This is a genomic window from Rania fehmarnensis, from assembly GCF_056494185.1.
The window spans coordinates 3679242-3700554 of the sequence record NZ_CM151398.1 but is presented as its reverse complement, the minus strand read 5'-3'; the positions used below and the strand labels follow the sequence as shown (position 1 = coordinate 3700554).

The following is a 21313-nucleotide window of genomic DNA, read 5'->3' as shown; positions in this document are numbered from 1 at the left end:
GACAGAACACAACTATGCCAACCACAACCAACAATCTGGAACACGTTGCCCTCGATGGCCCGGTGGGATTACCCGTGGCGATTGGGATTGCGCTGGTGTTGCTGGGGTTGTTTACATGGTCGCTGACTCGTGAACGACTGATCCTGGGAACTCGATTCACAGTGCTGTTCTGGGTTCTTCGCGCGACGGCACTGGGTGTTGCGATCTGGATGTTAATGGATCCGACTCGTGTGCTGGTTGAAGTTTCAACGACGCGTAAATCGGTCGCTTTTCTAATGGATGTCAGCGGCAGTATGCAAACCGTGGATCCTGAAGGCACGGCCGATGACCTGCGCTGGGCGATCTCACAGGGACAGAATGAGTTATTCAGCTCTACGCGAGCAGCCGATCAGGCACACGCGGCCGCCGGTATTGCGGAGAAGCATCTGCAAAAGGCTTCCCAGGCGCTTGTACAGCATCAGCGTGAAAGTCTGGTGGTCGAATCAACAGCGGCGGCCAGGGAAGCCATTCGCAGTGTTTTGACTCATCTGAAACTGTTATCTGAAGCGCTGAAAACAGCGGGAGCTGACAAGACAGGTGTATCCGCGAAAGTCATTGCAAGAAATCTAGTCAAGGAACTGGAAGGTTCAGAATTCATCGCTTTCAGTGAACTGTGCGATGCATTAAAGAAGGGACGCACGCCGCCGGAAAAAGGCTGGCGTGAGAGTCTCCCTGATTTACAGAATCGACTCGTCGGAATTCGCCAGCAGTTAAGTGAACTCGCTCGCGATGTGGCTTTGCTGGAAACACCTTCAATTCAGAACAATCAAGCGTCGCTGATGACCGCCATCCAGGGTTCTGCCCGGATGACGCGCGCAGCCGGGTTTTTGGATGCGCTCAGCACAACGGCGTTGCCAACTGTGCGGGAGCAGGCCGACGTTCGAGTCAGTACATTCGATCAATCATCGTCAGTACTCAGCGCTCAGACAACGGTCACCAGTGCTATCCAGAACTTGCTGCCTGCGGCCGACAAAGATACCGACCAGCAGCGGGAGATGGCAGCCAAATTCGGGACAAACATTTCGTCTGTGCTCGAACAACTCAGTCGCGATCGTCGCGATCAACCGCTGGCGGCCGCATTCATCTTGACCGACGTTTCCCATAACAAATCAGGCGTTGCCAATCCCCGTGACGTTGCGGCAGATCTGGGCGGAACTCCTGTATACGTGATTCCGATCGGTAATACGCAGTACGTGCGAGACATCCTGGTGCAATCGGTTTTTTGCCCCGCGGTGGCCATGCGTAACGACGACATCGTGATTGAAGCCGTCATTCAGGCCTACGAATGCGAAGGTGAAACCTGCGTCGTTCAGTTGCTGCAAGATGGAAATGTGATCGACAGCACAGCGGTGCGTTTGGATTCCGGATTTGCGACTCGCCGAGTTCGTTTCGACCAGAAAATGTCGGACGTCGGAGTTCAGCGATTTCAAATTTCTGTCAGCGGCATTGCCAAAGAGTTGACCGAACAGAACAACGTCGACGACTTCGAAGTCAACGTAACGCGCAGTGAAATCAAGCTGCTGCTCGCCGACGAGATGCCTCGCTGGGAGTATCGCTACTTGGCTCAATTGTTCCGCCGTGATCCAAAAGTTGAACTGGACGAAATGCTGTTTCATCCTCGAGCGATTGCAACCGGCAAGCGAAGTACTTCGGGCACATTCCCGGTCACTGTGGATGGATGGGACGAATACGACGTGGTGATCCTTGGCGATTTGACGGCTGAACATCTCCCGCTGGCGGCTCAGGAATCCATGGTCGAATACATGCAGGAACGCGGCGGCACGGTGATTCTGATCGCAGGTAAAGAATCGATGCCAGCCGCTTTCGCTCAGTCGCCGCTCGCCAGTGTGCTGCCGGTAACTCATCTGGAAGCCGGAGCCGCAGCGAGCGATGGAAGCGGGTATTCGTTCCATGTCACGGATGCCGGTCAGTCGCACAATGCGTTAATGATCGGAGAAACGGAAGAAGCGACCAACGTCGCGTGGGATTTCATTAATCAGTTCGCACCGCTGCACGAAGTGTCGCCCTGGCGGCTACCTCGTCCATCGGCAACGACGCTGATTTCGGCCGTTCCGAAAGGGACATTGGACAAAGATCACGCTGCGAAGACCAGTGCGTTTCTCTGTTGGCAGCCAGTAGGTCGTGGTCGAGTCGTCTATCTGGCGGGGCCAGAAACGTTTCGCTTGCGGTTCCTTCGAGGCGACCGATTGCACTATCGATTTTGGGGCCAGATGCTTCGCTGGGCTTTGGCATCGGATCTGTCGTCGGGAACAGAAATGGTCAGAATTCGGGCTGACAAGGCTCAGTACAACTCGAACGAATCGATTCAGGTCCTCGTACGACTCACGGACAGTTCGGGCAAGCCCGTTGTGTCGTCGGACGAAATGCAGGCGATCGCTCGTCAAGGCGATCAGGAGCATTCCGCGCCGTTGGTGGCCGATGATTTGATTCCCGGACAATACAACGGTGAGTTCAAGTCGTTGCCTCCGGGGGACTATCAGGTCGAGCCCACCGGACAATTGCTGAGTCAACTGCTGCAGACGACCGAACAGCAAACTGTCACGGCACACTTCAGCGTGCAGGCCGATCTACCCGTCGAATTTCTGGACACTCGCTGCAATCGTGCGCTGGCTCAGCAGATTGCTGATATCACCGGCGGTCAGGTGATTCCGCCAACGGCCGTGGAAGAAATTTTAAGGCTGACAAATCTGGAACCTGAGGTGGCTCAGAAGTTGGAGTCTAAGCCTCTGTGGTTGCAGTGGAAGTACTTGTGGATTGTGTTCGGATGCTTGCAGGCGGAATGGATTTTTCGAAAAGTAAAAGGTTTGTCGTAGTGTAGTCCGACGCTCCGCTGGCGTAGCAACAGGTGTACGGTAGAGAACTGGAATCATCAATCATGTCACAACTGACTCACGACAGCGTCTTTCCATCCGTCATGCGGGAAAAACTGCGCAGCGTTCGCTGGCGGCAGGCGGGGTTATCGGCGGCGCGGGCTATCGCGATCGGCGCTGCGGTGCTGTTGGCGGGGATGATCGTGTCGATGATCATCGACTGGGCTATCACGCTGTTTGATACTCGAATGAGAATCCTGCTGACGACATCCACGATACTGCTTGGCATGGCGACATTGTTGATCACTGGAATGCGGCCAATCATTGCCGCCTTCGGATGGACTCGGGCTGCCGGGTGCGTTGACGCACGCATTCCTGTCCTGCAGGAACGCTGGCGAACCGTCGCGAGCTTTGCAGAATCGCGACATCAGCCGACCAGCGCTATCGCGAAAGCCATGCTGCAGCTGGTTACCAGCGAAGCTGTTGCGATGAACACGCTTGTGAAACCCGGTCAGGTGGTTCAAAGCGTCAATCTGCGACGGCCAGCCATCGGTTTGGTGATCGCGTCTACGGCATTGATCGGATTTATGCTCATCAACTTGCCGCAGACGTCGATGTTGTTGCAGCGATTCTGGTTTCCGACTCTCAACATTTCTGCAACTCAGCTGGAATCTGTGACAGGAGATATCGTCGTACCTCGCGGTCAGAGCATTGAGATCGTAACTCGCATGAGCGGATTACAGAGGTCATCAGCGATGATGGCCATGACCATGGAGAAGCAGATCACTGATTCCGACGAGATTGAACTCAAGCCAGTCGCCGATCAACCCGGATTGCTCAGTGTGGCCGTCGACGTTGACGAATCTTTCAAGTATCGCGTTCAGGCCGGCGACGGTCGAACGGAATGGCATTCTGTCACAGCAATCGATTTTCCAACACTGTCCGACATTCGGCTCACGGTCACTCCACCCGAGTATGTCGATGAGCCTGCAACTGAGAAGACACTCATCCCCGGCCGCGTCCGCGCAGTTCAGGGTAGTCAGTTTGAATTGGCGATGAAACCCGCCCAGCAGCTGAAGACCCTGACCTTGCTGCTCACTTTGCCCGCGCCAGTCGTTGAAGGCGATTCTACAGTTGCCGATACGAAGGCCACTGGCAACACGGAGACAGACACCACTGCAGATCTCAAAACCGTTCAGCGGTCAATGCTTCTAACTTGTGGCGACGACGGCTGGTATCATTTCGAAACCGAGCTGACGGAAAACTTCAGCCTGTCGCCGATGCTGGTGAGTACTCATGGATTGACCAATGAGAATCCTCGTGTGTGTCGCATTGAAGTGATCGAAGACAAGGCTCCGGTGGCAAGAATCATCAGTCCGAACGAAGAGTCGGCCGCCAGCCCGGATGAGACCATCGAGATCAAATTCGAAGCGCACGACGATCACGGAATCACTTCGGCGGAATTGGTGGTATACGACACCGAAACGAAACAAGGTGAGGAGCCGAAGATCCTGGCCGTTAAGCAGATCTCGCTCGGTGATCAGCAGTTTCAGAAGCACGTCCTGGGCAAGACAGAGCTGAATCTGAAAGAGCTTGGCCTGGAAGAAGGCAAGAGCATCAGCTACGCCGTTCGAGTCACTGATAACCGCATCCTGGAAATGGATCCAGAGAGCGCTCGCAATCGACTGATGGCCTCATCGGAAGCTCAGGCAAACGAACAACCACAAGGCCACGAAAAGTCCACAGAGGGGACTGCTGCGGAAATTGGCGACGACAAATCGAAGAACGGCGACGCCAGTGACATCGTCGAGAAAGCCACCGATGCCAAAGCCACCGATGCCAAAGCTCCGATCGCCAACGCCGGTGATCAACAACCATCTGCCGATCAATACGCACAAATGCTCAACGATAGCCGAGTCCGTCAGAGCGGCAATGCGCCAGCGGCCCGTGAATTTCCTGACGAAAGTAATGGCGTCCCTAGAAACGCCGCCAGTTCCGACGCCGACGGCGATCCTCAGAATAAAGATTCGGGTAACGATTCGGCACATCCAAAAAATCTTGCTGACCACGAGAAAGCTGTCAGTTCCAGAGAACCAGAGGAGGCATCTGCGAAAGAACCCACATCGAAACCATCGGCTAGCGACATGCCGCTCGCAGACGCCGCTGCAAATGCAGAATCTAAAACTTCAAACTTGAAATCCGACGCACCAGCCAATGCGAATAACAACCCCAATAGCAACGCAAACAACAATGCCAACAACAACGCAAAGAATGCCAACACCAACGGCGGCGGTTCAGACAATGCCATCAAGCCGGAGCCTGGAAAACCCAACGATGACAAGCCAAACAACAACCAGCCGAATGAGAAAAAGCCAAACACGGAAATCGTCAACTCAATCGTGATGCCTTCGTCTAAAGTCCAAATGCGAGCACAGCGATCCGATGCTGGCCAGCAGCAGGAAACGGATCGTCGCAAGCTGAAAATCACAGGACGCCTCGATGCACTGGTGATACGACCTGACGATCAGAAGCAACTCGAAAACCCCGTCCGTGCCAAGGTCGTCCAGATCGACAAGATGCTGGAAGTGATCGAAGGCAAACTGAACGCCCTCTACCGGCATCAGGTCGATGAAAGCCTGCGAGGCGACGGCTTCAAGGAACTGGATGTCAATCTTGGCGACGTCGAAGCGTTCGTCACAGAGCTCAGTGTCGAAACGCAGGACAGCGCATTCGAATTTGTCGGCCTGCAGATGGTCGACATCAGTGCCAATCATGTCACGCCGGCGAGAGATGCCGTCTTCGTGGCGATTCGCAAACCGGACTCCGGAGCCGACGTGCATGCTGAGGAAGCTCTGCACCACGTGGTCAGCGCGCGGGAGCTTCTGCTGGCGCTGCTGCGAAAGTATGACAGGGTCAAACAGGAGCAGGAACTCGCCAAGAAGATCGACGAAGCTATCAAGATGTACACCGTGTACGTTGAAGGCTCGCAGCGGTTGATGCGCGAAGCGGCTCAGAATTTCGACCCATTGAAACTGCAGCGTGAGATGGAGGTTGTCGAAGTCGATCAGGCGTACCTGGATCGACTGGCAGAAGTCACTCGCATGCGTCGCGACATGATGTCGGAACTGGCAAAAATCCTTGGCGATGATCCACGACTTCGCTCTCGTTATCTTGATCTCATCAAACGCCGCCGCGCTTCGCTGCGAAGTCAACTGGCGGAACTGGCCGCCCGACAGGATCAGTCGGCGCAGGAAGTTTTGGGCTGGTTGAGTGTGTCTGAGAATCAACGCGAGAACTATTGGCTGCAGGTCTCTGATCTGCGACTCGATCTGCCAAAAGAACTTGCCAAGGAGGCTCAACAGTTTGCCGATCGCATTGAAAAGCAAATGCCGCTGGTGCTGGAGGCAACACAGGGCACGGCTGCGCGAACAATTGCATTGGCGAAGCAGATTGCATTGGACGTGCGCCGCTGCGACTTCGAAGTTCGCGAGCTTCGCAAAGCGGGTGGAGAAGTCACGCCGACCAGTCGGTTGAGTCTCGCCGCGAGCGATCTGGTATATCGAATCGGGGAACTCGCTGCATCGCTGGATCAATTGAATTTCGAATCAGGCACACAGGCAGGCGTCGAGGACTACATTGGTTTGCGAACGGCCGAAAATCGATCTCTGGCGGATCAAGCCGATGCATGGACCGAAACAGCGGCTGCCATTGAAAAGAAGAGTTACTCTGGGCTGGCGAACATGGATCAGGAACAGATCTCGATCGCCACGGAACTGCTCAGAATGGAGATGCTGAACATCGAAGCGGACCTGGCAGGAGAATTCAATGATGAGAATCCGATGCCTCAGGAAATCGCGAATCTCACTCAGGATCTGCTGCGAGTGATGGAGTCCGTTACGTTCAATCAAGCGTCCGCTACCTTCGCCTTCGCAAGGGATCGTATTGAACCGGGTGCCGCCCAGCAGGAACTGGCTCTGAAGGGATTTGAAGAAGCTGGAAAGATCCTCGATCAGCTTCGCCGCAAGACGATCGAGTCGCTTGATAAGGAAGAAGTGCAGGATCCCAACATCGCCGATCTGCGAGATCCAACACTGGATGAATTCCTGGCACGTTTGGAGCGAGAACCCGACATCGAAGCGCGGTTGGGTATTCCTAATCGACCTCGTAACATTCGCGTTCTTCAGGAAACGATGCAGTGGTCTCAAAACGGAAACATGATGCTGGGGACGTCAGGCGAGGCCGCGAGAATGCGGGCTCAGCAGATGATGAAGGAGCAGTTGGACGCCGACGGCGGCAAAGAACAAAAGCCTGATGACAAGCCTCAGGATGTTCGCGAGATGACTGAAGAGGAAAAGAAGCAACTCGCAGAATCTAAAGATATGCAACAGATGTTGAAGGACCAGATGCAGAAATCCATGGAGCAATTGGAAGAACGGATGAAGGATCCGGCCACGACGGACCACCAGCGTCGCCAAATGCAGGAGATGGCTCAGCGCCTGGCACAGGCACAGGAAGAAATGAAGAATGAGCTGTCCCCAGAACAACTCTGGCGACGCATGGTTGAGGCCGATCAGACGAAAGCCGCGATGAAAGCCCTTGCGAAGGGTGAGACTCTTCCCGACGATCAATGGAACAAGCTGATGTCGACATTGGATGATGGCCTCGGACAAGTCGGCGGCAAGACTCCTCCTGAGGACTATCGAAAGGCGATTGAACAGTACCAGGACCGAATCCGTTTGCTCAAAGGCGGCAGCTGATACAAAGCATTAGTCGCAGATGGGTTTAGTATGGCGATCCAAATTAAGGGAGCAGGTATGTTCGATGAATCAAGTAAGCGGCATGCGTTTGCGGCCCGTGGACGCCATCGACTTTTGTGGTTTCTTGGCCTCCAGATTTTCGTCATCGTTGTCTCAGTTCACGATGCTGGCCTGCTGGTGCTGAATCAAGAGTTGATAGTCGAATTCGAGCGCAATCCCATCGGAGCTTGGCTAATCGCCTCTAACGCAGGCTCTGTGTGGCTGTTTGTATATCTCAAGTTGATTGGCACAGGTTTGGTCAGCGCGATTTTAGCGGGGCTGTACGAACAACTTCAATCCACAGCCTGTACGATTGTTGGTGTTTTGGCACTAGTTCAGGGAACTCTACTTATTTACCTCTATGCGGCATAACAAGCAGCTCACTAAGTATCTGATCGCGCATGAACGTTGAGAAATGAACCATGTCGTATCGCAATTTGCCAACATTTAACACTGCAAAATTTGCTCGACGCGTACTGCTCTATTTCGCAATTCTTATGCCGCTCATTATCGCAATGGCTGGTATTCAGTATTTGCATCTCAACCGCATGCCGGGCTGGCCAAAACTTAAATCGCTACCACCGGGACTGATCAACTTTGACGTACTACCTCGTAACTCAATGGTCGTAGCATCGCGAAACTACCGTCATGAAGGGCCTTCACGCCATGTGGAGAAAGAGTTACTCTTTTTTCGCGACGACAACTTACAGTTGATTGGACATCTCCGGCCCGAGGACTCCCTCGTCACTAAACTGTCGACCTGCGGAACGTATCTCGCGTCCTATTGTCATGATGGAACGCTTTGGGTCAGCGAAATTGCACTTCCCAATCGACTGCAGAGGCAAACTATTATTCCGTTGGACGAGTATCGCGTGCGTGACCTCGGTTGGTCGCCAGATAGTACGATAGTGCTGATTTCTACAGAACGTAAGATCCGGCTTTGGAATCGACTGGGACGTCTATTTGTCTGCGAACATGATTTCGACAGAAGGTCAGAGCTGATTGTACCGACAGGCGGCACCTGCTTTGGTTTTTCGCAGAACGGTCAGTACCGACTCGCATTGTGGCAGACGGGTGAGATCGTAGGCAGCCTGCCAATCGGATTCGAGGCGAACCTCATACAGATGGCCAATGACAACAAGCGAATTGCTTATACATCGGGGAGTGACCTGCACGTTATCGACGTCAACACACATCGCTCACCTTTGACTCAGTCTTATACTGTTCCTGGGTTCGCTCCAGGTGGATTTGCACTCTCAGGGGACGGTGAACAGTTGGCAATCATTGAGAATGAGGTCGCCAGTAATAAAAACACTATAAAAGTATTGGACGTTTCCACGGAAAGAGTTCTAATCGCCATTCCGGTTGAGTATGCGTATTGTGGGGTTCAAATTGTTGATAACAATCTTTGGGCCTGGACCTTAGACGGCGTGATATGCAAGTGGGACATAGACGCTCCATCCGAGTGCGTTATGCGCTTTCTCTTTCGCGATTCTATTTAAGCGACTTAGCAAATTCGGGACTACACCGTGAGAGAATGGAGAAGACACATGAGAAAGCCGACCGCCTTTAACTTCCACAGGAACAAGGGGACTGTTGATTTAGTGCCCCCATTGCTAATTGCCCCTAAGTCGCAGGGCGCTAGCCCCGGTTTTCGAAGAGCTATAGTCCGCATCTTCATTCATTTGACAAAGAAAACCCAGTGTGCATCAGTCGCTTCGGCAACCGGGGCTAGCGCCTGGCGGCTCATGATGGCGGCCGGCCTGATAACAATGGGGTTCATGCAGCAACTTTATGGCCAGGAGATTGCGGCCTCAGTTATCTCTGAATCATCCAACCTCTACTCTGCGCTGCCGCCGGCGGAGTGGTCGAACGTCGAATCGGCTGTTGATCGAGGCCTCGCACATCTAGCCAGCATTCAGGAAGACGACGGTCGCTTCCCGAGTGAAGAGTCGGCTCAACCCGCAGTGACTTCGCTCGCGGTCATGGCGTTTCTTTCACGTGGCCACATGCCTGACGAAGGCAAGTACGGAGCCCAGATCTCAAAGGCTATCGACTTTGTCCTATCGACCCAGAAGCGGCGCGGCTACTTTTCGCTATTGCCAGTCGCGCCACCGGCCAGTCACGGAAGTCCAGCGCAAACGGTGACGTACAACCATTCGATCGCCGGACTCATGTTAGGCGAAGTTTACGGCATGACCAGTGGTGAACGGTCGAAGAAGATCGAAGCCGCCATCACGAGCGCGCTGATCTATCACCGCGAAGTACAGACGCGGCAGAAGGGCAAGCCGAGTGACGTTGGTGGCTTTCGCTACGGTTATCCGGAAGGACCCAACGCGGATTCCGACATGTCCGTCACAGGCTGGGCTCTGATGTTTCTGCGATCGGCACGTAATGCCGAGTTCAATGTTCCGAAACAGTATTTTGACGAAGGCTTGGACTTCGTCCAGCGCTGCTATGAAGAAGATACTTCGCTGCATGAGAAGGGTGTCTTTCGATACCGTCCGTTGGAATCCGACTTAGGGGCCAATCCACAAATCACATTGGCGAACACCGCCTCCGCGATGCTGACACTGATCCTGGGTGGACGTCACACGCACCAAGGTATCGCCACCGGCGCAGAATGGTTCCGAAGTCGTGATTATCCTCGACCATGGCAGGAAGGCTACTACTATCTGTCGTCCTACTACAGCAGCCAGGCCATGGCTCAGATAGGCGGCGACACTTGGAACCAGGTCTTCCCCCAAATCGCCCGCAATCTTCTGGCAGAGCAAACCAAAGAAGGCAACTGGCCCATCGCTGGCGGCGCCGAACGCAACTTCGGCACGGCATTCAGCACCTCACTCGCCATCCTCGCCCTGACACCAGCCTATCAACTGCTGCCAATCTATCAGCGATAATACCATTTGAATGTCGCGCCCGTTATCGGCTGGTTCTACGATCTAGTACATTCCAATTGGCGCAAGTGGATCTGCACTGGCTGACTCATTTCCATGAAGGTCGAAGTACTGAACGTTCATGCAGGTGTTATTGTCGTAAGTTCCAATACATCGAAGTGCGCCGTTGAAGTAAAAGTCCTTACTGTCACCGTGCAACCTCCCGTTTTTGAATTCCTTGTCAGCCTGTAAAGTGCCATTATTCCACCACACTTTGTGGCGTATGATCACCCCATCGACGAGGAAAAACTCTTGGGCAGGTGCCACGTTAGGTCGACACAGCTTGATGTTTCCATTCCCATTCACCACACGTCCGACTTCAGTGCCGTTAGGCGCAAAATAAATTCCGTTACGAACTTTGGTTCGAACGATGTTACATCCATCTCGATGTCCCTCGACCCATGTTTCCGACTCCTCACGGATGGAGCCGTCAGGATACATTCCAGTCAAAGTAGCGAATTGTGGCAGTTCGGTGACCGAAGCTCGACACATGCAACTAAAGTCGTCTACTTTTGTAACCAAATAATAGGAGCGGCCCCAGTATGCGCCGTGGTACCACGCAACCACTCCATCCGATGAAGTGGGCGTCGCACGCGGCCACCAGTTGGCAACTGCAATGCCGACGGCTGCCACTGCGGTAAGGCGAAACAGGGAGCCTACAGTCAACTTCATCATGATTGGTGAAACGCGCCGGATCATTCTCGCAGTTTCAAGTTTGGTTGAGTTGAGCTGAGTTCACAAGGTTCAGAAGTGTGGGCAGGACCTCGATCTCGAATGGGCTTCGTCGAATTCTATCCAATTGTATCGCAATTCGCCAATGCAGGGCAGGTCCATTGTGCTAAGCACTCTTCCGCTATGTTTCAAACTGTTTGCGTTTAAAATCTTGATTCGCACCAGAAACACTCTCGGATCCAGTATACCCCACGTTCGCTCATGAACTTAACGTTAATCGGTCGTCGGCAATACTGTTGCCCGTCAGTGTCGGTAAAATGGTGTTCCGTATTTATGGGCGTGTGCTCTTCAATGAGGCAGACGCGAAAGGACGCTAGCCCACCAGTCGTGCTTCCACCGACGCAAGGTCGGTGGAGAGCAGTTGGCGCATAGTTTATGCGTAAAGTATTGTGGCGGTCGGGACTTGGATTTGCATGATACTTCCTTTGAGTTTCGAACGATTGGTTGAGCTGAATGTTGCGGACGTCATCATGTTGCACTTCCGACGTCTCGCGAGCGCACGCTATCACCAGAAGCGTGATATCGCACAACCACGTTAATAGCGAAGCCGGTCCCAGCGACATCGTTTCGCCGAGCGAATATCCCGCCAGTGACATTCCTGCGAGTGACATGATCATCAGGCCATGTCACTTAACGCCAGGTGGAGATGTACTGCCAATGCAAAACAAGTGGTCATCGCCACGGAGAAATATTTCGTCTCCATCGATGGCTGCCGAGGCACTAATGGACTCATTGAGTCGATTTACGGCGACCAGTTTGGGAGTCGTTTCGTGGCTTAGCACCATGGTGGTACCGTCTAAGTCTGTCACGTAGACATGGCCACCAGCGGCGACGGGCGAGGAATAGATGTTCCCCAGTTCGCCGAGCCGAAGTACGCCCGGTTGGTCCTTTCCGCTCGGGCCGTCCACACGCGTCATAACATTCTGGTAGTGCTTCAGGAAATAGAGAGCGTCGTCGTACAGCAACATGGAGGGAACATAGGGCGTGCCTTTAGTGCGAGTCCACGCCATGTGCTTGGTATTGGTGAGATCGCCCTGGGCGCCCTGGAGGTTGATGGCCATCAGGATCTTCTTTTCGTAGCTGCTGCCGACGTACAGCATGTCGTTCCCGTAGACAGGTGTTGCCACAACGTTGGAAGACATGCCCGCGCACTGCCACAGGACATCGCCCGATTTCAGATCGTATCCGTAAACGCGGTTGGTACCGCAAACGACAATTTGAGGCTGGTCAACTCCCTGGCTGTCCTTGCGGACAATGACGATTGGCGAACTCCAGGAAGTATCTTCCTGGCGGTCCTGGCGCCACAGGTTCTTGCCAGTTCGTTTGTCCAAAACCACCAAAAAAGACCCGTCCTCGTGATCCCAGTTCACCACCAGCGAATCACCGTACAAAGCGGGTGAAGCTCCTTGGCCATGGCCGTGCTTCGTGTGCATGGGACCAAAATCTCGCTCCCAAACAAGATTCCCTCGCAAGTCGAGGCAATAGACTCCCTGAGCTCCGAAATACGCGTAGACAAAATTACCGTCGGTCACCGGCGAGGCCGTGGCCAAACTTCCGGTCGTGTGGCCAGCTTCCAGCGGCACCGCTTCACGAACTACTGTTTTCCACAGAATGGTTCCCTGATGACGATCGATCGCCATGACCACGAATTGATACTTGCTGTCAATCGGCAAATTGTCGTGCTCTCCAGGCCGTCCGCTCATGCGTGGAGGCAATTTGGGACCGACCGGAATTGCCGTCGTCACGAACACGTGATCAGCCCCTAGAACGGGAGAACTATGCCCTCTTCCTGGAAGTGAAGTTTTCCAGCGAATGTTTTTGTCGCTGGACCACTCGATCGGTGGTTGCGCATCCGGGGCCACTCCCGTTCCTAACGGCCCGCGCCATTGGTTCCAATGTGAGACCGAATGGGCCTGGCCGTCTTGGCTGAGGCCACAAAGAGGAAACACACCGATCGTCAGCGCCATCCACAACAAGCTGCGGACCATGGTTCAAACTCCCTGTTCAAATGGTACGTATAACAAGTCTTACGACATACGCGGTGTTTCGGTTCGAATTCGAACTCATGGGCCGCGATCCGCTGAGCCTGCTCCAACGCCCCGCCGTTCTGTAGGCAGGCAGTGATGCTAGTGGCTCAAAACGTGTACCAGCAAATGTCGGGGAAGAGCTTTGCCTGGCGGGCTCGACGATTGAATATGAATACACTTCGTCAAATTGCAGGTGTTGACGAAGCTCTCTGCACTGGCAGAATCAGTTTGATGGTGCCACTTTCGCGGAAATCAACGGTGCCGGACGTTTCGTCCGGAGCGAAGCGACCCTTGCGAGGAGTCTTCCGTAATTTGCCTGTGAGGCTTTAAAAACCCATAGATCAATTATGAGCTTTCTGTCCAATATCGCTGCAGCCCTGTCGAACTTCTAATTATGTCACACGTCAATCGCATACCGATCTTGCCTGTTGCGGTATGTTCTATCGCGATGATGATAGGCATGGCCGGACCGGCGACCTGTGCTGATCAAACTGGTGCGCATTCCGTCTTTGAGGAGCATCGAGTCGAGTTCCACAACCACCATGTGAAATTGGCTGGAAGTCTATTACTGCCAAAGAGCGAGAGACCGCGTCCAGCTGTTGTCTTTGTTCATGGTGCTGGCCCACAGACTCGCGAGCAGTATCGCAAGCAGGGAGAATTTTTTGCAAGCCAAGGTATCGCCGCATTGATTTACGACAAACGTGGAACGGGCGAATCCGGCGGGGCCTATGAGAGTCGTAGCCCCTACGAAAATCTGGTTAACGACGCGCTTGCGGCCGTCGAACTTCTGAAACAACGCCCCGAGATCGAACCATTGGAGATTGGTATTTGGGGACTCAGTCAAGGCGGCTCCATCAGCGCCGCAGCGGCATCTCGATCCAAAGACATTCAATTTGTTGTCGCCGTGGGGTCTGGGGTGGCTGACGGCATGCTGTTCTACTATCGTGACAACCTGTTCCGCAGATATGGTCTGTCGACCACATTGCGTGACGTGGCTGAGAAAGCCCAGCTCGGCGCAGATACTCTGTTCTTCAATTTGCGAGACGAGTCCCTTCTCTCGACATTTGCCCCGAGAACCTATCCTCCGCCGGAACGATATCTGCAACCCGCGTGGAGTCGGGTTAGCCAGCCGGTGTTGGTGATGTGGGGACAATTGGATCAGCATCAACCAGTCGGCGAGAGCATTCTGGGTCTGAAGCATTCTCTGGCTCAGGCAAACAATCAGAAATGGACCATGATGATTCTGCCTAAGGCAAATCACGATCTGAAAGTTTCCGAAACGGGCGAGCTTCACCGCCCGTCGCCCGGCTATGCGCCCGGGGCCTTGAAAACGATGACGGACTGGGTACACGGAGTGATTGACGACCCAGCGAACATCCCCGCCATGAAACAAGTGGGTTCCGCCCAACCAACAGGCGTGCTTTCAAAACTCATACGCTACGAAAAACTGCGATGGTTCGGCAACGGCACCGTTCAGGTCGCGCTCCTGCTTCTCTTCCTGTTCAGCTTTCTTGGCAACACGCTTGCCGGTCTCCGGTGCGGTTTTTCGCGACTGTTCCACCGTCAAGCAAGCGGGGCTTTGCCGAAATCCAACAAGGTTCTAAACTTCAAGCAAACGACCTGTGCCCTCAATCTTTTCATCCTGACCGCGATGCAGTGCGTCGTGCTGTTGGTGTTCGACCAGATTCACCCGAGTTGCCCTACAGTCCTGTTGTTCCTTCCGCTGCTCGGAACTGTCTCTACGCTTGTGACCTTTGCACTGCTGGTTGTGCTTGCCAGTGCTCGCCGCGAACAAAGCAGGACCATGGCCCAGAATATCCGTGGCTCATTGGATGTTCTAAGCTTGATACTTTTTGTCCCGTACATGTTCTACTGGAACCTGATCGGCTTTCGCTTTTGATTGGTGTATCTCCAACCAAGGTGAACATCGTTCATGACTGCCTCAGGTGGGCGTGACCTTACGCTTGGCAACTCAAGCGAAAGGACGGTTCGTCCTGTGCGCTGAAAATCTCGATCGTTTAGAAGCAGTGGTGTACCAAACGAATGTCGCTTAGTATTATCGTAAGGACGTTTCCCAGAGATGTGAACGCGGAGACCAGCGATGTTCGATGCTGAAGTACCTCACTATTGGAGTTGATGTCCGCTGCAATGGCTGGCCTCGGCCTGCCGCCAGAAACATTCGCCCACGAACAATGCGGACTCACGATTCCAATCAGTCATGGACGAGTGCATGAAGGTCTGACATAAGTCACCAGCATTAACCTACTAAAAGGAGCAGTCCGCTCATGGATCGTCGCAGATTTCTTTCAGCTTCGGCAGCGGTAGGAGGATCACTATCGGCTTCACTCGTTGTGGCTCAGGATTACTCCGACTACTCGAAAGATCCTCGACCTGATGTGGCTGACGGTGCTTGGACTGCAGGTGGGCCGGATGGACCGGTGTTTGCCGGAAGCCCGGTCGTCAGTGGTCCGGCAGCCGACGAGATCTGCATTTTGCAGCCAGTGCAGAGGCTCGCCACTGGCTATCTGGAATACTCCGTCGAAGGCGGCGAATGGCAACGAGTCGATGCGGATGACGATGGACTGGCTCCGCTCGCCCAGCATGTTCTGAAATTTCGGCTGCCCCCGCTTCCGCCTGGACGGGTCATTCGTCATCGATGCGTTGCGCGGGCCGCAGGCTGGATCAAGGTTCGGCAGTTCTACCATGGCGAGTTCAAGGTCGGTGAGCCGCAGGTCAGTCCTGAGTACAGTTTTCGAACGCTAAATCCGTCCGCTGGCACAACGACGTTTGCGGTCTGGAATGACACTCATGAGAACTCGGAAACGCTGAAGGTTCTGGACGCGCTGACGAACGCAATTAGGCCTGACTTCATGCTGTGGAATGGCGACCAGTCCAACGACGTGCATTTTGAAGATCAGATGGCAGGGCAGTTTCTTTCACCGGAAGGCCTGGCGATTGCGGACAAATGGCCACTGGCTTATGTTCGCGGAAATCACGATTGTCGTGGGCCGGCCGCACGATCCGTCGCAGACTTCACAGGAACACCGGGCGACAGATTTTACTACGCATTCCGAAGCGGTCCACTGGCCGCCATTGTGTTGGATACGGGTGAAGATAAATCGGACGACAGCCCGTATCTGAGCGGCATGGGTGCATTCCAAAAAATGGCTAGAGAACAAGCCGCGTGGCTCAAAGAGTTCGTGAAGACTCCGTGGTTCGTCGAAGCGCCACATAAGGTTCTCTTCTGTCACATCCCATTGTGGTTTGACCATCCCAAGATTCCCGGCAGCACCAGCAACGTGGCGGCCAACATTCGATCGCTCTGTCTGGATACTTTGGTGGACGCCGGAGTAAAGCTCGTCATCTCAGGGCACACGCACGATTACCTCTGGATGCCAGCAAAAGAAGGGCAACCGATTGCCCAACTCATTGGCGGAGCGCCGAGCGTTTCTCACGCGACGTGGATCTGCGGTGAAGCGGCTCAGGACACATTGCGTTTGAAAATGACCAGTTTGGACGGTACGGTCCTGACAGATGTCGAGCTATGACCGATAGAGCCATGCGTCGCCTGCCCGGGGAGATTAAGAAAAATGTGTGACATGACCATCATTCGCAGGGCGACGTCCGCGGCGACATTATTCCTATTCGCCATGGCACAATTGTCAGCTGACGAGAGAGTCGCCGGAATCGCCGCAGCCTATCCTGGTGACAAAGACATTGACTGTCATCCGAGTGTGGTGTTTTGTGAAAACTTTGAACACGAGGGCCTGGAAACTCTGTCACGTCGATGGGAAACCGTGCGCGACGCAGACGTGATGTCCTTGAGCAGCGAAGTGCCACGCGCCAGTTCCGGGCGGCGATCGCTGCTGATGTCACAGGTCGCCGAAAAAGGAACAGGCGGAGATCTTTACCGCCGTCTAGGCAATGGGCACGAACGAATTCACGCACGAATGTACGTGAGGTTTGCAGACGACTGCGAACCAATTCATCATTTCGGAACTTGTATCGGTGGCAACAATCCGTCGACCGCCTGGCCGAGTGTGAAGGCTGGGCAACCCACTCTCGGTGACAAGTCATTCTGGGTTGGCATCGAACCATTTGGTGACCAATGGCAATGGGACTATTACGCCTATTGGTGCGAAATGCGAGGAAGCCCGCCCCGCGGTCAAACGTGGGGAAACTCTTTCATCCACAATCGATCACTCGTCGTTCGCCGCAATGAATGGATTTGCATTGAGGTCATGACAAAGATGAATGACGTCGGCGACACCAATGGGGAACTGGCACTCTGGATCGACGGCAAGCAGGTCAGTCACCTTGGCAAGGGGTTCCCTCACGGTAAATGGACATTCGACAAGTTCGTACCACATGCGGAAGGTGATGGAGTTCGCTGGAATCAGGCGAAGGGTGACCGCGAATACTTCACAACGGCACCTGGCGGAGATCCCTTTGACGGAATTCGATTTCGGACAGCGGAGGAGTTGAACGTCAATTTCATCTGGCTCTACACGTACATCACCAAGGGGACGCCCGGTCACGTCAATCGTGTTTGGTATGATGATCTGGTTGTTGCCACAGAATATATTGGCCCAATCACTCCAACTGACTGACCAACGATGTCGGCACTATTCGTACTCACTCTTGAAAAGGATCGACCGTGATGCGAGTTGCCGGGTGTACTGTTTGGTTAGCCTTGGTCTGACGGCCACAGGTCTCGTTCGTGTCGACGAGACTCCGCGCCCACATTTGTTTCTGAGAGCTGGCGTAGAGCCACTGGAGAAGGCAGGACGCGTTGGAGTTCAGCGAACAGTTTTTCGCAGGGCGATTGAAGAACATCCGTCACTCAGGTTGCGATGGAGAGTCTTGTTGGAGCAGGCGAACCATGATTTGTCAGCAGAAGTTGTTTTGCCCGGTACCTACATGGGCGGCGGACGGTCTGAAGAACAGCGAAAGTTGGCCAAAGGAATTGCCGAAGCTGCAGCGCGTCTCGCTGGGCAAGAATTTCACGCGAGGAGCATTTGACATTCTGAGTCGACTCGAGGGCCTGACCAATCTAGATGCTTCCGCGATGTCGCCTGAACTGAGTGACCTTGCAAAGTTTCCGAATCTCAAGACGCTCAGCTTGTCGGGAAAACAATACGACGACGAAGCTGCGCGAACTATCGCTGAAACGTTCACTTCCTTAGAGTCGGCTTATCTACGGGACACATCAATCACCAATGTCGGTGTCGAACAGCTGTCTCGACTAAAGCAGCTCACGATTCTCACCCTCGACGATTCGTTGGTGGACGACGGAATGGCAGATTCGATCCGTAAGATGAAGCAATTGACTTGGCTGTCGCTGGAGCATTGCAGCATTGGCGATGGCACGGTTGCGGCGCTCAGCGAGTGCCCTGAAATGTGGTATGTGTTCCTGGTCCAAACACGAGTGACGGACAAAGGGTTGGCTGATTTGCGCAACTTGAAAAAGCCGTTGTCCCTATATTTGGCCCATTGCAAGGCAATCACCGATGAAGGCATCAAGTCGCTGGCCCAATTGTCAGATTCTCCGAACCTGCACATTGCGTTGTGGGGCTCAAGTGTCACGGAGAAAGGCCTTGCCGAATTGAAGGCCGCATTGCCCAAGGCGCAAATCAGATAGGGCAAAGTTGGTATCTACAATTTGTGCTGCACTTTGGTGCTACCACTGCACCAACTCGCACATGAGGGCGTGACCTTACACACGTGTAGTACCCGAACTGTTCAAACTTGAATGCTGATTGCGTGTAAGTGCCGACCGCTAGCGGATGCTCATTGAATTCGTGGGATCAATGACAAAAACAAAAAATCTTGCCCGTCTCTGTCGCCTCGCATCCCAAGCTCCTTCCGTGATGCAACAATCTAAATAGAAATCCGAGTTTTTCATCACCCTGCTAGACTGATCGACGCGTCATGGACTCCGTGATCTAATTGTGCGTTCGGATTGCAGGCCCGGCTAGATCGTTGGCTTATACGTGGCCAGTGGGTCATGCCGCACCAATGCCTTGCGCCCTGGCACGAAGAGCGCCCTAATCCCGAATTGGACGTGTCCACGTGCTTAGATCCGACGTTGGCCTTCGCTCGAATAACCCATTAAGTATTGGAGTCATCGGTGAAAAATAGAAATACATGCAAAGTAGTCTCTCGTTTGTTTGGAGAGGTCAAGACAACGTTGTATTGTGTGTCGTTATCGTCAGCGTGCATTCTATCGCTGCTTGCTCCAGCAATTGCTCAGGAAGCGTCAAGCCCAAACGCACCGATCCAGAGCGCTCCCAGAGACGCCATGACGGCGATCGAAACCCCCGCACAGCCCAACGCCATAGAGCTGGGAACCGGTCCACTGCCCGACGCCAAGACGCCCGAGTCTTGGCACAGTCAGTACGGGAGCAAATTCGCTCGCAACGTTACTGTGGCCACGTTGACGCCATTTCTACCTGATCCATCACATGCGACCGGAACGGCTGTGATTGTTGCGCCAGGGGGAGGTTTCAGAACGTTGTCCATGGAAAATGAGGGTTGGCAAGTCGCCGAGGCGCTGGCCGCCAAAGGTGTGGCGGCTTTTGTTCTCAAGTATCGTCTTAATCAGACTGCAGCCGATCTCACTGAGTTCGCAAATCCGACTGGACCGCGGCCAGGGAGCGGGCCGCGTTCGGGGCGTCCTACCCCTGCTGAGATGAGCGCTCGTATCGCACCGCAAGTTGCCGACGCGACTGCCGCTTTCGCTCTCATTCGCGCCAATGCCGAGAAATGGCACGTGGATGCAGACCGCATCGGCATGATCGGCTTTTCCGCTGGCGCGATGCTCACCATGACTACAACGCTGAGCGGAGGCGAAGCCAAACCCGCGTTCATCGCCAGCATCTATGGCGGCTTAAATGCGGTCGAAGTTCCCGCCGACGCACCACCGCTTTTCGTAGCTATTGCAGCCGACGACCCACTTTTTCCTGTTGGCTTTGGTCTGATTGAGAGCTGGCGTAAAGCAAATCGTCCTGTTGAACTGCATTACTACGAACAAGGTGGGCACGGCTTTGGCATGTACCAGAAAACCACTACCAGCACCGGCTGGTTCGATGCCTATGTGCGTTGGCTCGGAATGCATGGTTATCTGAAGCCCGCGAGCTAGGACATAGGCGTTTTCTGCCAAACCTGTCGTTCAAAAAATGGTCAGTTGCCAATTCGTTTTTGTATTTGCCAAAGGTGCCCAAACGGATCCCGGAACATTCCTTGTCTGTAGCCGTAGTCGTAGTCAGTAACAGGATTGATTGCGGTTGCACCTGCTGAGATAGCGCGATTAAAAACCTCCTGAACATCTTCCACAAAGAGGCCAACAACTGAGGTTACCCCTTTGGCGCTGGCTGGCTCCAAAGCATCACGCATTGTTTCATGCAGATGAAATATCGCGCCATCAATTTCCAGTTCGACAACGTGTATGCTCCCGTCGTCATTGCGAAAACAAAAATGCTCCTTTGCGCCGAAATTGAAGTAAAAATCAATGTTGGTTGTGCCGTTTGGAATATGAAGTTCAGGCGCGAAAGCAGTTCTAGTGTTTTGTGTCATGTGATATGGACAACTTTTGGTTAGATTTACAGCTGCTCTAATTCTTATCGATGGCGGAACGTAGCGATCTGCGCTCGACGGCAAAGCGAGCGAAGTATTTCGTCTGTTGATTGTACCTCGTTACCTTTGGCAACAAAGAAGTACTTGCCCTACGGGACTGTCAGGCAGACACCAGTTGGTGTCAGTACTTGAATGCAACATTTAGCTGCGGGCTTGGGCTACTCCGCGGGGACGCTGACCGGTTTGATCGGCAGCAGCGATGGAATAGGAGACGCCGATGGTTCAGCCTCTCGCTCCAACTTTGTGCGCCACTGAGAGAACGACTCGGTGATGCAGGTTTGTCAAATCGTATGCAGCTGTCTCGTGGGGGGCAGGCG

13 protein-coding genes are annotated in these 21313 nt (G+C 53.8%); 10 read left to right on the top strand and 3 right to left on the bottom strand.

Translation table 11 applies throughout. The annotated features are described in order from the left end of the window. Positions 1–14: 14 nt before the first annotated feature. The 5 genes from SH573x_RS12350 (at position 15) to SH573x_RS12330 (ending at position 10566) form a co-directional block, all read left to right on the top strand. On the top strand, positions 15–2873 hold the full coding sequence (locus tag SH573x_RS12350) for a hypothetical protein (protein WP_479355434.1): 2859 nt from the start codon (positions 15–17) through the stop codon (positions 2871–2873). Between the two features lie 62 nt (positions 2874–2935). Next, positions 2936–7627 (top strand): coiled-coil domain-containing protein, encoded by a 4692-nt coding sequence (locus SH573x_RS12345; RefSeq protein WP_479355432.1) that lies wholly within the window; start codon positions 2936–2938, stop codon positions 7625–7627. Between the two features lie 30 nt (positions 7628–7657). Next, a complete protein-coding gene (locus tag SH573x_RS12340; RefSeq protein ID WP_479355430.1) occupies positions 7658–8038 on the top strand; it encodes a hypothetical protein in 381 nt (126 codons plus the stop codon). A 50-nt stretch (positions 8039–8088) separates the two neighbouring features. Next, positions 8089–9168 carry a WD40 repeat domain-containing protein gene (locus SH573x_RS12335; RefSeq protein ID WP_479355428.1) on the top strand — a complete coding sequence of 360 codons (1080 nt, stop codon included), beginning with the start codon at positions 8089–8091 and terminating at the stop codon, positions 9166–9168. A 279-nt stretch (positions 9169–9447) separates the two neighbouring features. Next, positions 9448–10566 (top strand): prenyltransferase/squalene oxidase repeat-containing protein, encoded by a 1119-nt coding sequence (locus tag SH573x_RS12330; protein WP_479355426.1) that lies wholly within the window; start codon positions 9448–9450, stop codon positions 10564–10566. Between the two features lie 42 nt (positions 10567–10608). Here the strand turns inward: SH573x_RS12330 and SH573x_RS12325 are convergent, their stop codons facing one another. Continuing rightward, a complete protein-coding gene (locus SH573x_RS12325; RefSeq protein ID WP_479355424.1) occupies positions 10609–11301 on the bottom strand; it encodes a toxin-antitoxin system YwqK family antitoxin in 693 nt (230 codons plus the stop codon). 659 nt (positions 11302–11960) lie between these two features. After that, on the bottom strand, positions 11961–13322 hold the full coding sequence (locus SH573x_RS12320; RefSeq protein ID WP_479355422.1) for an outer membrane protein assembly factor BamB family protein: 1362 nt from the start codon (positions 13320–13322) through the stop codon (positions 11961–11963). 433 nt (positions 13323–13755) lie between these two features. Here SH573x_RS12320 and SH573x_RS12315 point away from each other — a divergent pair, with 433 nt between their 5' ends. The 5 genes from SH573x_RS12315 (at position 13756) to SH573x_RS12295 (ending at position 20502) form a co-directional block, all read left to right on the top strand. After that, complete coding sequence (locus tag SH573x_RS12315) at positions 13756–15261, top strand: alpha/beta hydrolase family protein (protein WP_479355420.1); 1506 nt, start codon at positions 13756–13758, stop codon at positions 15259–15261. Between the two features lie 385 nt (positions 15262–15646). Beyond that, a complete protein-coding gene (locus tag SH573x_RS12310) occupies positions 15647–16909 on the top strand; it encodes a metallophosphoesterase family protein (protein ID WP_479355418.1) in 1263 nt (420 codons plus the stop codon). Between the two features lie 102 nt (positions 16910–17011). Next, a complete protein-coding gene (locus SH573x_RS12305) occupies positions 17012–17971 on the top strand; it encodes a hypothetical protein (protein ID WP_479355417.1) in 960 nt (319 codons plus the stop codon). Between the two features lie 272 nt (positions 17972–18243). Next, positions 18244–19002 carry a leucine-rich repeat domain-containing protein gene (locus SH573x_RS12300; protein ID WP_479355415.1) on the top strand — a complete coding sequence of 253 codons (759 nt, stop codon included), beginning with the start codon at positions 18244–18246 and terminating at the stop codon, positions 19000–19002. A gap of 660 nt (positions 19003–19662) precedes the next feature. Next, positions 19663–20502 carry an alpha/beta hydrolase gene (locus SH573x_RS12295; RefSeq protein ID WP_479355414.1) on the top strand — a complete coding sequence of 280 codons (840 nt, stop codon included), beginning with the start codon at positions 19663–19665 and terminating at the stop codon, positions 20500–20502. 41 nt (positions 20503–20543) lie between these two features. On the opposite strand, the gene SH573x_RS12290 is transcribed toward SH573x_RS12295, so the two are convergent. Then, the gene (locus SH573x_RS12290) at positions 20544–20936 is read right to left on the bottom strand and encodes a VOC family protein (protein ID WP_479355412.1); all 393 of its coding nucleotides are present in this window, start codon (positions 20934–20936) and stop codon (positions 20544–20546) included. Positions 20937–21313 lie beyond the last annotated feature (377 nt).

Bases quoted from the DNA above. Each gene is read 5' to 3' on its own strand.
- SH573x_RS12350 (WP_479355434.1), top strand. From the start codon at position 15: ATGCCAACCACAACCAACAATCTGGAACACGTTGCCCTCGATGGCCCG.
- SH573x_RS12345 (WP_479355432.1), top strand. From the start codon at position 2,936: ATGTCACAACTGACTCACGACAGCGTCTTTCCATCCGTCATGCGGGAA.
- SH573x_RS12340 (WP_479355430.1), top strand. From the start codon at position 7,658: ATGGCGATCCAAATTAAGGGAGCAGGTATGTTCGATGAATCAAGTAAG.
- SH573x_RS12335 (WP_479355428.1), top strand. From the start codon at position 8,089: ATGTCGTATCGCAATTTGCCAACATTTAACACTGCAAAATTTGCTCGA.
- SH573x_RS12330 (WP_479355426.1), top strand. From the start codon at position 9,448: ATGCAGCAACTTTATGGCCAGGAGATTGCGGCCTCAGTTATCTCTGAA.
- SH573x_RS12325 (WP_479355424.1), bottom strand. From the start codon at position 11,301: ATGATCCGGCGCGTTTCACCAATCATGATGAAGTTGACTGTAGGCTCC.
- SH573x_RS12320 (WP_479355422.1), bottom strand. From the start codon at position 13,322: ATGGTCCGCAGCTTGTTGTGGATGGCGCTGACGATCGGTGTGTTTCCT.
- SH573x_RS12315 (WP_479355420.1), top strand. From the start codon at position 13,756: ATGTCACACGTCAATCGCATACCGATCTTGCCTGTTGCGGTATGTTCT.
- SH573x_RS12310 (WP_479355418.1), top strand. From the start codon at position 15,647: ATGGATCGTCGCAGATTTCTTTCAGCTTCGGCAGCGGTAGGAGGATCA.
- SH573x_RS12305 (WP_479355417.1), top strand. From the start codon at position 17,012: ATGGCACAATTGTCAGCTGACGAGAGAGTCGCCGGAATCGCCGCAGCC.
- SH573x_RS12300 (WP_479355415.1), top strand. From the start codon at position 18,244: ATGATTTGTCAGCAGAAGTTGTTTTGCCCGGTACCTACATGGGCGGCG.
- SH573x_RS12295 (WP_479355414.1), top strand. From the start codon at position 19,663: ATGACGGCGATCGAAACCCCCGCACAGCCCAACGCCATAGAGCTGGGA.
- SH573x_RS12290 (WP_479355412.1), bottom strand. From the start codon at position 20,936: ATGACACAAAACACTAGAACTGCTTTCGCGCCTGAACTTCATATTCCA.